The following is an 11,817-nucleotide window of genomic DNA, read 5'->3' on the forward strand; positions in this document are numbered from 1 at the left end:
ATGACCTTCCCCGGCCGGCGATCCGTGACCGGGCGCCGGGGGGCGCCCGTGCGCGCCGTCGACGGGGTCTCCTTCGACCTGGCAGCCGGCCAGACCCTCGGCCTGGTCGGGGAGTCGGGCTGCGGGAAGTCCACCACCGGCCGGATGCTGGTGCGGCTGCTGGAGCCCACCTCGGGCCGGGTCGCCTTCGAGGGCAAGGACATCAGCCGCCTCTCCCCGTCCGCCATGCGGCCGCTGCGCAAGCACATCCAGATGGTCTTCCAGGACCCGCACTCCTCCCTCAACCCCCGCCAGACCGTGGCCCGGATCATCTCGGACCCGCTGCTGGTGCAGGGCTGGAGTGCGGGGGACGCCCGGCGCCGCGCCGCCGAGCTGATGGAGCTCGTCGGCCTGATCCCCGAGCACATCGACCGCTACCCGCACGAGTTCTCCGGCGGCCAGGCCCAGCGCATCGGCATCGCCCGCTCGCTGTCCACCAGCCCCCGGCTGATCGTCGCAGACGAGCCGGTCTCCGCGCTGGACGTCTCCGTCCAGGCCCAGATCGTCAACCTGATGGAACGGCTGCGCGCGGAGCTCGGCCTCGCCTACGTGTTCATCGCGCACGACCTGTCGGTGGTCAAACGGGTCAGCGACCGGGTCGCCGTCATGTACCTCGGCAGGATCGTCGAGATCGGGGACAAGAAGTCCCTCTACGAGAACCCGCAGCACCCGTACACCCGGGCGCTGCTGTCCGCCGTACCGCTGCCCGACCCGGCGGCGGAACGGCGGCGGGAGCGGATCGTGCTGCTCGGCGACCCGCCGAGCCCGGCCGCTCCACCCCCGGGCTGCACCTTCCACCCGCGCTGCCCCAAGGCGCAGCAGATCTGCCGCACCGACCGCCCGCCGCTGCGGCCCGCCGCCGCCCGCGAGGTGGCCTGCCACTTCCCTGGTGACTGACGGGGACCCATGGGAAGCGGCGGTGCCCCGGAGCCGAAGGCGTCTTCGGGGCACCGCCGTACGGTGCTGGCCTTCTCGGGGAGCCGTCGCAGACGGTGACGGTGTCGTTCGATTGCAGGGGACCCTGCGTAGCAAGGTCATTCTTCCCGCGCCGAACCCCAGCCGGGCAGCCGGCCGAGCTCCGGCCCGACCGGCCAGCGCGAGCCCCACTCGCTCCAGGGCGTGGTTGAGTCGCGTGGTGAACCGTGCGTGCGGGGCGGCCGGCCGGGAGAACGGCTCGGCGAACGTCCGGTGCGGACAGTCCGCCGACCCGCAGATGAAACGTCGAACCGTCAGCCGGATCACAAAGTCGATTCAGACCGCGCTTCCCGCTGCGCTTGGACTCACCGTCTCCGGCGCCGTGCGCTGCCCAGCCGGGCTGGGCGGGTGTGTAGACGGGGAGACACGGGTCACCAGGCAGTACGAGGTCGTGTTGAGGCGTGCCCTGCTGCACCGGGCAACGGTCGTGAAGGGTGTTGCGTCTGCGGGGGTGTGAGCCGGTCCGGCGTTGGGCTGGATCTGTTAAGGGGGGTTTGTGGAGAAGGACGTGGAGCGGGAGCACAACGCGGATGCGGCACCGAACGCGTACGAGCGAGTCCTTGCAGAGGACCGGAGGGTGATACGGGAGGCACTGCGTACCAGCCGCGGCGGGGCGCACTTCGGCTTGGCGCTGACGGCCTTGGCACTCGGTGCGGTCGGGTACTTCGAGGGCCCGAAATGGCCGTTGATCATCAGCGGCGTGTTCGCGGTCTGGTCCGCGCTGGCACTCGCCGTCGTCCGCCGACGCGGCGGGCGGGGTTGGAAGGCGATCGAGCGTGCCTACATCGCGACCTTCGGCTGGGCCGAGTGGCTCTGACCTGACCGGTGTCGGGCCTGGCGGTCACTCGTGCACACCTCGACCCACGCCTGCCTGGCCGGCGCCCCCGGTTCCCCAACCGGCGGCCGGTACTGGGGCACGAAGACACGGTGCTTCGCCGCGTTCAGGCCGTTCGCACAGTGCCCCGCGGTGAGCACCAGACTCTTCCCCTTGCTCCGCACGACGCTGCCGGTGCAGTAGGTGGCGTTTCCACCGACCGGTGTGCCGTCGAAGAAGAACGTCCCCACCATCGGGAGGCCGTCGAAGTGCGCGGCGTGGGGTGTGTCCCGCGGTGCAGCGGCTGGCGAGTTGGGTGCTGACGGAGCTTTGGGCCCGGCGCCGCGGGCGGCGTCGATCGGCTTGGCCTGGGCCATCCGCTCAGCTGTCCAGTACTGCTCGACCGCGGTCGAGGCCGGGGAAGCAGGGGGCGAGGTGGGGGTGGGGGTGGACGCGGAGGGCGAGGGGGGCGAGGGGGGGCGAGGGGGGGCGAGGGGGAGCGGATACCGGTGGTGCGGCCGGAAGGGGAAGCTGCGAGGCGGAGGGCGTGGAGCGGGGTTAGCCCGAAGGGCCGGGTGCGGGGGGCGACGGCGAGGATGAGGCCGAGGGCGAAGGGAGCCTCGTACCGGCCGGAGAGGGGGCCGCCGACGCCGCCAGGGCAGCGGGGGCGGTGAGTAGCACGGTGCTGGTGCCGAGCGCGAGTGCGGTCAACCATTTTGATCTCAATGACTTGCTTCCTGAGCGCAGTGATGACGCCTGTCATCGCTGTGTGTTAGTGCGTCAGTTCGACGAAGAGGGCAGAGTGGGCAGCGGTGTGAAAGATCGTCAACAAGTCCAGACAGGCGACAAATGAAGCGATTACGGGCGTGGATCGGCGCGGCAGTCCTGACGATTCCGCTGTTCATGTCACTCGGGGCGGAGGGCGTGCAGGCCGCTCCGCTTACGGATGTGCCATTGCCGCTTCAAAGTGGCGCCGACCAGTCGGTTCGGCCTGGAGAGCAGGTCAGCGTCTCGGTGGGCGTGCAGGACGCCGCCGGCAACGGCGACAGGGTCTTCTCCGAAGCGTTCACCGCCGATGGCCGGATGAGGATGAACGATCCGCACGTTACCGCGGTCATGACGATCTCCTGCACCGCTGCGCCCGGGGCCTACGAGGTGCGCATCGGATCAGGCGGGGACCGGAACCCCTCCGAGGTCACGCGGCTCTGGGGGAGCGTCCGGGTGGCTCCGGCCGAAGAGACGGAGCGGGCTGCGTGCGCGAGGCGGGTCTCCGAGCTGCCGCCCGAGCCCCAGGAGGAGCACTGGCCCGCGGATGTGGAGTGGCCCGCGAGCCCATGGGACGTACGGTCGGTGCGGGCCGGCGGGGAGATGACGGCCACCGACGGCCTGGGGATGGGCGGCGACGGAGGTGTCACGTTGACCTCGTCGGCGTTCACGCGACCAGTGGTCATGTACGGAGCGAGGAGGGTCTCCGCGGTCGTCCGTATCAGGTGCGACGCGAAGCCGGGTCTGTACACGGTGGTCTGGCGAGAGAAGTGGGCGCCGTCAAAGGTCTGGGCCCGACTGCGGGTGGAACCCGCAGCCCCTGACTGCCACGACCCTGCCCCCACGCCGGCCGACATGGTCAAGGGCGCGGCCCCCTGGCTGGCGGCAGGCATCTGCGCTGCCGCGCTTGCGGTAGGGGTACGTGCCCTGAGGCGGAGGCGGCGTGCCCATCCTCGACGGACCGCGGCCTCGTCACCGTGACCACCCCGGCCAGCGCTGAGGGGAAGGTGACCGTGGCGGCCTCTGACGGCTCGGCAGTGACGATGGCCTTACCCGCAGCGGTCAACGCCGCAGGTACCCCCTCGGCGGCCGGCACCACCGTTTATCCCAACGCGGCCGCGCACACCGACCTCGCCACCCAGGCCACCGTAGACGGCGGCGCCCGCGCCCTGGTCACCCTCAAGAACGCCGCCGCCCCCACCACTCAGCGCTTCGACCTCGGCCTGCCCGACGGCGCCTCCCTGATCGCCGATGGAACCGGTGGCTACGACATCGTCACCTCCGCAGGCGGCGCAGGCGTTGTCGTCCGCGGGCACATCGACGCTCCCTGGGCGAAGGACGCGAACGGCAAGGCAGTCCCCACGAGCTACAGCCTCGACGGCAACACCCTCGTCCAGACCATCCGGACCAGCCCGGACACCGCCTACCCCGTGGTGGCCGACCCCCACTACACCTGGGGCATCATCTCTGGCACCGTGTACTTCAACAAGAGTGAGACCAAGGTCCTCGCCCTCGGCGGAACTGTTGTGTCCTGGCTGCCGCACCCGCACCCGCACCCGGCCGCGGTCGTCGGGGGCCGATCCCTCACGGGGATCGCGGGGTACGCAGTCGCGACCGATCAATGCATCAAGTTCAAGGTCAACCCCGCGCTGGCACCCATTTCTCCGGCGGCAGCCGTGGCCGGAAGCGGCACTTACAAGGGCAGTGCGGGCGACGGATACTGCAGGTAAACAGACTGGCAGCCAAGTGATCCCGAAGGGGGGAGTGCGGCTGATCCTGGCGGCCGAAGAGACACATCTCGGCTTCCGATTCTGAAAGGTTGCGGAATGAATACTCTAACTATTCTGGCGTCGGCCGCTTTCGGCTCCACCGCATATCTCACGACTCTCTCGACGGTGAAATGGCTGAACCAGCTAACTCCGCGCGTTAAAGTCATGGGCCTCGTTGTGACCGGCTTGGTTCTGTGCGCAGTTATCGGGATTATCGCGTTCGCGAGCCAGAGCGTCGTGCTCGGATTCATCGTGGGCGCCGGCCTGACACCGCCCGTACACCGGTGGATCCTGCAACGACGCAGGCACGTCGCCTGTCCTTGACCTTCCGACTCATGGCCATGCAGCTTCTGCCGCCGGCCTTGGTGACCGAAGGCTCCCGCGCAAGCCTTGAGGGCTTCGGCGTTGGCGAATATGTGTCGGCCGTCGCCGGTCCCAGCCAGCACACGAACGCCGGTTGCGCACTTCACGCGGGACGACAACTCCACACACGAGGCATGGGCGCAGGCGGGAAACGGAACCTGCAACGGCGGATTCGATCTCAGCAGCACCAACCGGGTCAAGAAGCACCGCTCACAGCAGATTCGTGACTGGGCAACCGATTCCTACGGCCCCTGGAAGTACCGGCCCTGATCCAGCACATGCTCATCGCGCGGAGCCGGGATGTTCGGTACACCCGGCTCCGCGCTGCCCGGCTGACAACGAGGAAGCATGAGAACCGGCCTGCACGATCGAAAGACGGCCGCAGTAGAAGTGAAAGACCTGCACTACAGCATCGGTGATCGCCGTCTTCTGAACGGGCTCTCCCTTGGTGTTGCTGCCGGGTCATCCGCAGCGGTGACCGGCCCCAGCGGCTCGGGGAAGACAACTCTCCTCTGCTGCCTCAGCGGTCTGATCGCCGCCTCGTCCGGTGTCATCCGCATCGCCGGCGTCGACATCTCCCAGGCGTCTGCAGGCGAGCGGTGGCGTCGTTCCGGAGCGACAGAAACTTCTACCTGAGGGTGGCCCTCTGGAACCTCTCCGTTCCCCTCGTTGTCGTGGGAGCAGGCGCCGGAGTGGCTACGTACCTACTTGGCCAGATGCTGCTCTCCATCGGCGACGGAGGTGAACTCTCCGCCGGGCGCGTGGCCGCCGGCTCCCTCGGTATCGCCATCGGCGGTGTCATCATCGCCGTCATATGCGCTGAGATCGCGACACGCCGGAGCCGGATCTGGCGCCCCACAAACGACTGACGCAACAACTCCTCACCCCCTGTCCGTGCCTCCGGCCTGGGAGCAGGCGCAGGTTCGGGCGGGTGTGGGGGGCTGCTCGTGGCAGTGGCGGGCGATCGAGATTTCGGCGCGGGACAGGTGCAGAGGTAGAGGGCTCGGGCGGCGCGCACGTTGCAGGCGGCGTCCAGGACGAGCTTGCGGTCCACCTCACTTTCTCAGGCCGGGCGGACCAGGTGGTTGTCGTGGGCGAAGACCACGGCCTGGATCCGGTCGCGGAGTTCGAGCTTGTGCAGGATCCGCCCCAGATGGGACTTCACGGTCGCCTCCGCGAGGTACAGCGCGGCCGCGATCTCGGCGTTGGACAGGCCGCGGCCGACCTCGACGAGCACCTCGCGCTCACGGGCGCTCAGCCGGTCCAGCCGCTCGTCGCGGACGGCGGTGCCCCCGTCGGGCAGGTGCGGACGGAAGTCCTCCAGCAGGCGCCGGGTGATGCGCGGGGAGAGCACCGCGTCGCCCGCCGCGACGTTGCGGATCGCGGTGAGCAGCTCCTCCGGCCTGGTGTTCTTCAGCAGGAAGCCCGAGGCTCCGGCGGCGAGACCGGCGAAGGCGTACGCGTCAAGGTCGAAGGTGGTCAGGATCAGCACTCTGCTCTGCGGGGAGACCTCGACGACCTGGCGGGTCGCCTCGATCCCGTCCGTCCCGGGCATCCGGACGTCCATGAGGACGACATCGGGCCGCAGCTCCCGGGCGAGGCGGACGGCCTGGGCGCCGTCCGCGGCCTCGCCGACCGGTGTCATGTCGGGCTGGGCCTCCAGGACCATGCCGAAGGCCATCCGGAGCAGCGCCTCGTCGTCGGCGATCAGGATGCGGATCGTCATGCGGAGGCCGCCCCGCCGCCGTTGAGGAGGAGTCGGGTACGGACGCCCCAGCCGCCGCCCGTAAGCGGTCCGGCCTGCAGCGTCCCCCCGTAGGCGGCCGCGCGCTCGCGCATGCCGGGGATGCCGTGGCCGGGCGGTGCGGCGGCGGGCCGCGCCGGGCGGGGGCCGCTGTCGGTGACGTCCACGCCGACGGCCTGGGCCGAGCACTCGACCAGGACCGTCGCGCGGGTGCCGGCGGGTGTGTGCTTGAGGGTGTTGGTCAAGGCTTCCTGCACCAGACGGTAGACGGTGAGTTGTGCGGTGGCGGGGACGTGGGTGTGGCCGCCGCGGACCTCCAGACGGGTCGGCAGCCCGGCGGCGCCCATCTGGTCGGCGAGGGCCTCCAGCTGGGCGATGCCGGGCGGCGGGTGGCGCTCCGCGTCCCGCTCGCCGGTCCGCAGGACGCCCAGCGAGCGCCGCATGTCGGTCAGCGCCTGCCGGCCCGTCTCGGAGATCTGCAGCATCGCGGCGGTGGCCCGGTCCGGGGACCTGTGCTGGGCGTAGACGGCGGCGTCGGTGAGCGCGACCATGACGGACAGGTTGTGGGTGACGATGTCGTGCATCTCGCGGGTGATCCGGGCCCGCTCCTCGGCGACGGCCAGCCGTGCCTGCTGCTCCTGGTGCAGCGCCAGCCGTTCGGCCCGTTCCTGCACGGTGGCGAGGTAGGCCCGGCTGGTCCGCACGTTCACCCCGAGGACGGCGGCGGCGACGACCGTCGCGGAGAGCGCGACGAAGGGGGTCAGGAACGCGCCGTCCGTTGCCCAGCGCAGGCAGGCCAGCACGGCTCCGCCCTCCACGACGGCACCGGCGAGGAGCGTGCCGCGCCGGCCTGTGTGCGTGGCCGCCGTGTAGAGGGCCACCAGCAGGGCGATGTCCGCGGGCAGTTGGACGTCCATCAGCCACTGGACGAAGGCCGCGGCCGCCACGGCGCCGAACACCGCGAGCGGGGCCCGGCGCCGCCACAGCAGGGGGAGCGCCAGGGCGGCGGTGAGCGCCGCGGCCACCGGCAGCTCCCGCGCCGGGTAGGCGGTCACGACGTGGAGGAGGAGAAGGATCGGCAGCGCCGCGTCCCACACCAGGGGCGGTACCCGGTCCCGGTGGCGCACCGTCACACCTCCCCGTCGATCGGTCGTCGTGCCGGCCCGACCGGGACCGTCAGCGCGTACAGCCGGAGCCTAGGCCGCGGGGCGGCGGCGCGCATGAGCCCACCGTCCGACCGCACCCTGCCGGGGTACGACCACAGGAGGAGGCCCACCACCTCCCGCGGTCGCAGAGCGGCCGCCGGACGGGCGTGACCGGTTGCCACTCCGGTCGCACCGCGGCCCGCCCGGGTTGCGACCGGAGTGGCAACCGGCGGCGACCCGGGACCGATGCGGCGGCGCGGACCCGGCGTCGAGCATGGCCGGGTGACCGAAACCATCACGGGGCTGTCGATGTCCCTTCCGGAAGTCCTCGTCCTGCTGGGTGCCCTCGCGCTGTTGGTGGCGCGCTGGCTCCCCCCGGCCGCCCGCCGGCCCGTCACGACCGGGGCGGGGGCGGTGCTCGTGGCGTCCGCGACCGTGCTGGGCGTGGTGGGGATCCGCTGGCAGCTGCTGCCGGTCCTGGCCGGCGCCGCCCTGGCGTCGGCGTTCGCCCTCCCGCCCCTGCTGCGACGCCGTACCGGACGACCGGCGTGGCGGGCCCGCTGGTGGCTGGCCCTGCCGGGATCGCTGGCCTGCGCCGGCCTGATCGCCATGGGCCCGGTGGCGGCCTGGGCCTTCCCCGTGCCCGAGTTCCCCGAGCCGTCGGGCGGCTTCGCGGTCGGCACCCGGGTGGTGCAGTGGACCGACCCGCTCCGCCCCGAGAGCTTCACCGCCGATCCGGAGGACCGGCGCACGGTCGTGGCCCAGCTCTGGTACCCCGCGCAGAACAGCCCCGCCGGCACCCAGCGGGCCCAGTACCTGGGACGCACGGAGCAGGAGGCGCGCACCGTCGCCGAGGCCCTCGCCGGCGGGGTCGGCCTGCCCGGCTTCCTGGTCGACGGCGTCCCGCGGGCTCGCAGCCGTGCGGTCGTCGACGCCCCGGTGGCCGGTGGGGGAGAACGGTTCCCGGTCGTCCTGTTCTCCCCGGGGTCGGGCGGGGTGCGGACCCAGAACACCGCCTGGGCGGAGGAGCTGGCCGGCCACGGCTACCTGGTCGCCGCCCTCGACCACCCGTACGACTCCGCCGTCGTCGTCCTCGCAGACGGCCGCACGATCCGCGCCACGACCGCCTCCAGCGGGGACCGGGACCGGGACGAGGAGCTGGCGGCGGGCTGGACCGCCGTCCGGGCCGCCGACCTCGGCTTCGTCCTCACCCGGCTGGAACAGCTGGACCGGGGCGAGACCGCCGACCCGCTGACCGGACGCCTGGACACCGGCCGCGCCGCGGTGGCCGGCCACTCCCTGGGCGGTGCCGCCGCCCTGCAGGCGGCCCGGCAGGACCGCCGGTTCGGCGCAGTCGTCGACCTGGACGGCTACCCCCACGGCCCCACCGTGCCCGCCCTCGGTCAGCCGGCGCTCGCGCTCACCCAGGAGATCACCGCCGGCACCGACCCGCGCTACCTGCCCCGCCTCACCGACGCCCTCGAGCACAGCACCGCGACGAGCTACCGGCTTGCCGTCCCCGGCGCCGGGCACCTCACCTTCATGGACGGCCCGCTCTATCTGCCGCCGGTGCCGTCGATCGTCGGCACCCTGGGCCGCACCGAGAGCCCGCGCGTCGTCGCCGGAGCCACCCTCGCCTTCCTGGACGCCGTCCTGCGAGGCCGCCCCGGCGACCCGGCCGAAACCCTCCGGGCCTACGGGAAGGTCTACACGGTCTCACCATCAGGGGCTCGGGGGACTTCGGGGCTGACCCCGTGATGGGCCGAACACGCGCCAGCGGCCTGCAAGCTCTTCCAGCCCGGCGGAGCTCGCGTTGGCCAGCGCCCCGGTCAACCGCTGCGGCAGAGCGAACACCTCAACGCCGTCGTTCATGGGGGCAGTGACCCTTTCCGGGCACGCCCACCCAAGGAGCTGCTCAACCGGCGGGGCCTCGGCCGAAGGCTCCTCGAAGTACATGTCCCATTCGGCACCTTGCGATTCGGGCGCCGCAGGTCACGCTTGCTGGAACCACATGGTCACACTGCTTGCAACCTGCGGTGAATTGCCCTTCATGTTGGAACCCGCGTCGACATACCGGTTCGAGACGCGCGGGCGAAGCCGCCTCACCCGGCGGCCGATGACCGCCGTGAACATCACCAGGGCACTACGCCAGCGTCTTCGAAGAACTTGCCGGTCGGGCCGTCGTCGGGCAGGGTCGCGAGTTTGATGGCGATCGCCGCGCCCTGTTCGGGGGTACGCACGCCGCGGAAGCCGTTGAGGTCGGTCGCGACATAGCCGGGGCAGCCGGCATTGATCAGGATGTTCGTGCCGCTCAGCTCCCGGGCGTACTGGAGGGTCACGGCGTTCAGGAACGTCTTCGACGGCGAGTACGCCGCAGCCACCGGACCCGCCGTCTGCTCAGTAGCAGTTCCCGACTGCCGGGTGAGGGAGCCGACACTGCTGGACATGTTCACGATCCGCGGTGAGGCGGAGTGGCGCAGCAGCGGCAACATCGCATTGGTGACTCGGATGACGCCGATCACGTTGGTCTCCACGACCGTCCGGATGGTGGCGGGATCGACCCGGGTGGGCTCCTGCGGCATGCCGCCGGCGATGCCGGCGTTGTTGACGAGCACGTCGAGGCGCCCCGCCTGCTCCTCGATCAGCCGTGCGGCGGCGGTCGCGCTCGCGTCGTCGGTCACGTCCAGCGGAACGCCGAACGCGTCGACGCCGGCCGCGCGCAGTTGCTCCACCGCTGCCTCACGGCGCTGATCGTCCCGGGCGCCGACGCCGACGCTCCAGCCGAGGGCGCCCAAGCCCGCGGCGATCTCGTAGCCGATTCCCTTGTTCGCGCCGGTGACCAGCGCAATCGTTCGTTCGCTCATGGGGACCATGCTGCTCTCGGACCCCGGCGGGGGTCCAAGACCGATCGGGTAGACAGCGATACCGTCAGGGTATTGATCCGGAGTACCGTGGCGGCATGGAGACGCGGGAACTGCGATATTTCGTCGCTGTCGCTGAGGAACTGCACTTCGGGCGGGCCGCGCAGCGGCTCGGGATCGCGCAGCCGCCTCTGTCACGGGCGATCCAGCAGCTCGAACGCCGCCTCGGGGCAGCACTGCTGGATCGGACCAGCCGCGCCGTCACGCTGACCGCGGCCGGCTCGGTGCTGTTGGCCGAGGGCCGGGCGGCCCTCGACGCGGTCGACGCCGCCGAGCGCCGGACCCGCCGCGCAGGCCTTTCCGCGACCGGCCGTCCCGGCCTGGCCCTGGTCACGAAGGCCAGCGCGTCCAGAGAACTGCTGGCCAAACTGCTCGACGCGTACGCCGCCGAACCCGGCGCGGTCCCCGTCGACGTCATCCTGTGCGGCCCTGCCGAGCAGCAACGACTCCTGCGCGAGGGCCGGGCCGACGTGGCGCTGCTGCACCGGCCGTTCGACTCGACAGCCGGGTTCCACACCGAAGAACTCAGCACGGAGGGCCAGGTTGTGGTCCTGCCGGCCGGGCACCCGCTCACCGTCCGCGCCCATGTGCACATGGCCGACATCACCGCCCTGCCTGGCCTGCCCCTGCCACGCTGGCCCGACCCCGACGGCACCTACCCGCCCGGCCCCGGCCCACAAGTCCGCGACCAAGCACAGTTGCTGCAGCTCGTCGCGCTCGGCCGCGCGTGCGCGGTCGCACCGGAGTCATGCCGAGCCCAGCTGCACGATGACCTCGCCGCCGTGCCCGTGCTGGACGCGCCAGCAGTTACCACCGTCATTGCCTGGCCCCCGCACAGCCGGTCCAGAGCCGTCGCCGACCTTGTCCGGACCGCGATACGTCTCCAGTAGTTCCCACATGCCTGGCCAGGTTCCACCTATCGTGGCCCGGCTCGATGATGGCGGCCCGCCGAGCTGAGGCGGGTGACGGATATCGAAGCCAGGTGACATCTGTCTCGACCAGTCACATGCGGCTGAAACCCCGCTCTGGAGGGCCGTGGGACCGTACGGTGACGGATACGGCGCGCCTGATGACCGGGCTCGGCCTGTCGGTGGAGCTCCTGGCCGTCGCGGTCACGGCCGTCTGCGTGAACACGGGCCGGCTGCGGCGCTGGTGGTACGCACCGGTGGCAGCTGTGGTCCTCACCGCCCTGATCCGGATGGTCTTGGCCCCGAGGCCCTGACCTGACCGCCCGGCCGGACACCCCCCCCCGCCGGTAGCGGGCCGGCGGGGGAGACCGGAC

The 11,817-nt window shown here is 71.5% G+C and carries 13 protein-coding genes; 9 read left to right on the plus strand and 4 right to left on the minus strand.

The annotated features are described in order from the left end of the window. The 3 genes from ACZ4YL_RS12590 (at nucleotide 1) to ACZ4YL_RS12600 (ending at nucleotide 2,681) form a co-directional block, all read left to right on the plus strand. Nucleotides 1-936 carry an ABC transporter ATP-binding protein gene (locus ACZ4YL_RS12590; RefSeq protein WP_468116281.1) on the plus strand — a complete coding sequence of 312 codons (936 nt, stop codon included), beginning with the start codon at nucleotides 1-3 and terminating at the stop codon, nucleotides 934-936. A gap of 574 nt (nucleotides 937-1,510) precedes the next feature. After that, the gene (locus tag ACZ4YL_RS12595; RefSeq protein WP_468116027.1) at nucleotides 1,511-1,831 is read left to right on the plus strand and encodes a hypothetical protein; all 321 of its coding nucleotides are present in this window, start codon (nucleotides 1,511-1,513) and stop codon (nucleotides 1,829-1,831) included. Between the two features lie 667 nt (nucleotides 1,832-2,498). After that, nucleotides 2,499-2,681 (plus strand): hypothetical protein, encoded by a 183-nt coding sequence (locus ACZ4YL_RS12600; RefSeq protein ID WP_468116029.1) that lies wholly within the window; start codon nucleotides 2,499-2,501, stop codon nucleotides 2,679-2,681. A 295-nt stretch (nucleotides 2,682-2,976) separates the two neighbouring features. Here ACZ4YL_RS12600 and ACZ4YL_RS12605 read toward each other — a convergent pair whose 3' ends face one another. Beyond that, nucleotides 2,977-3,279: a hypothetical protein gene (locus ACZ4YL_RS12605; protein ID WP_468116031.1), complete on the minus strand. Its 303-nt coding sequence runs from the start codon at nucleotides 3,277-3,279 to the stop codon at nucleotides 2,977-2,979. 327 nt (nucleotides 3,280-3,606) lie between these two features. On the opposite strand from ACZ4YL_RS12605, the gene ACZ4YL_RS12610 reads away from it, so the two are divergent. The 3 genes from ACZ4YL_RS12610 (at nucleotide 3,607) to ACZ4YL_RS12620 (ending at nucleotide 5,594) form a co-directional block, all read left to right on the plus strand. After that, a complete protein-coding gene (locus ACZ4YL_RS12610) occupies nucleotides 3,607-4,323 on the plus strand; it encodes a hypothetical protein (protein ID WP_468116033.1) in 717 nt (238 codons plus the stop codon). Between the two features lie 750 nt (nucleotides 4,324-5,073). Then, nucleotides 5,074-5,361, plus strand: coding sequence for an ATP-binding cassette domain-containing protein (locus tag ACZ4YL_RS12615; protein WP_468116035.1), 288 nt, complete (start codon nucleotides 5,074-5,076; stop codon nucleotides 5,359-5,361). 56 nt (nucleotides 5,362-5,417) lie between these two features. Beyond that, nucleotides 5,418-5,594, plus strand: a complete 177-nt coding sequence (locus ACZ4YL_RS12620; RefSeq protein WP_468116037.1) for a hypothetical protein — start codon at nucleotides 5,418-5,420, stop codon at nucleotides 5,592-5,594. Nucleotides 5,595-5,788: 194 nt separating this feature from the next. Here the strand turns inward: ACZ4YL_RS12620 and ACZ4YL_RS12625 are convergent, their stop codons facing one another. Both ACZ4YL_RS12625 and ACZ4YL_RS12630 read right to left on the minus strand, forming a co-directional pair. After that, on the minus strand, nucleotides 5,789-6,451 hold the full coding sequence (locus ACZ4YL_RS12625; RefSeq protein WP_468116039.1) for a response regulator: 663 nt from the start codon (nucleotides 6,449-6,451) through the stop codon (nucleotides 5,789-5,791). Continuing rightward, nucleotides 6,448-7,602: a sensor histidine kinase gene (locus ACZ4YL_RS12630; RefSeq protein WP_468116041.1), complete on the minus strand. Its 1,155-nt coding sequence runs from the start codon at nucleotides 7,600-7,602 to the stop codon at nucleotides 6,448-6,450. Before ACZ4YL_RS12630 ends, ACZ4YL_RS12625 begins: the two co-directional genes overlap by 4 nt. A 258-nt stretch (nucleotides 7,603-7,860) precedes the next feature. Here ACZ4YL_RS12630 and ACZ4YL_RS12635 point away from each other — a divergent pair, with 258 nt between their 5' ends. Continuing rightward, nucleotides 7,861-9,372 (plus strand): alpha/beta hydrolase family protein, encoded by a 1,512-nt coding sequence (locus ACZ4YL_RS12635; protein WP_468116043.1) that lies wholly within the window; start codon nucleotides 7,861-7,863, stop codon nucleotides 9,370-9,372. A 374-nt stretch (nucleotides 9,373-9,746) separates the two neighbouring features. Here ACZ4YL_RS12635 and ACZ4YL_RS12640 read toward each other — a convergent pair whose 3' ends face one another. Continuing rightward, nucleotides 9,747-10,478, minus strand: a complete 732-nt coding sequence (locus ACZ4YL_RS12640) for an SDR family oxidoreductase (protein ID WP_468116045.1) — start codon at nucleotides 10,476-10,478, stop codon at nucleotides 9,747-9,749. A 95-nt stretch (nucleotides 10,479-10,573) separates the two neighbouring features. Here ACZ4YL_RS12640 and ACZ4YL_RS12645 point away from each other — a divergent pair, with 95 nt between their 5' ends. Then, complete coding sequence (locus tag ACZ4YL_RS12645) at nucleotides 10,574-11,425, plus strand: LysR family transcriptional regulator (RefSeq protein ID WP_468116047.1); 852 nt, start codon at nucleotides 10,574-10,576, stop codon at nucleotides 11,423-11,425. A gap of 158 nt (nucleotides 11,426-11,583) precedes the next feature. Next, nucleotides 11,584-11,757 (plus strand): hypothetical protein, encoded by a 174-nt coding sequence (locus ACZ4YL_RS12650; protein WP_468116049.1) that lies wholly within the window; start codon nucleotides 11,584-11,586, stop codon nucleotides 11,755-11,757. Nucleotides 11,758-11,817: the final 60 nt, after the last annotated feature.

Source organism: Streptomyces sp. NPDC030021 (genome assembly GCF_055574035.1).

Excerpts from the sequence above, each read along its gene's own strand:
- ACZ4YL_RS12590 (WP_468116281.1), top strand. The coding sequence starts at position 1 with ATGACCTTCCCCGGCCGGCGATCCGTGACCGGGCGCCGGGGGGCGCCC.
- ACZ4YL_RS12605 (WP_468116031.1), bottom strand. The coding sequence starts at position 3,279 with ATGACCACTGGTCGCGTGAACGCCGACGAGGTCAACGTGACACCTCCG.
- ACZ4YL_RS12615 (WP_468116035.1), top strand. The coding sequence starts at position 5,074 with ATGAGAACCGGCCTGCACGATCGAAAGACGGCCGCAGTAGAAGTGAAA.
- ACZ4YL_RS12625 (WP_468116039.1), bottom strand. The coding sequence starts at position 6,451 with ATGACGATCCGCATCCTGATCGCCGACGACGAGGCGCTGCTCCGGATG.
- ACZ4YL_RS12635 (WP_468116043.1), top strand. The coding sequence starts at position 7,861 with ATGCGGCGGCGCGGACCCGGCGTCGAGCATGGCCGGGTGACCGAAACC.
- ACZ4YL_RS12640 (WP_468116045.1), bottom strand. The coding sequence starts at position 10,478 with ATGAGCGAACGAACGATTGCGCTGGTCACCGGCGCGAACAAGGGAATC.
- ACZ4YL_RS12645 (WP_468116047.1), top strand. The coding sequence starts at position 10,574 with ATGGAGACGCGGGAACTGCGATATTTCGTCGCTGTCGCTGAGGAACTG.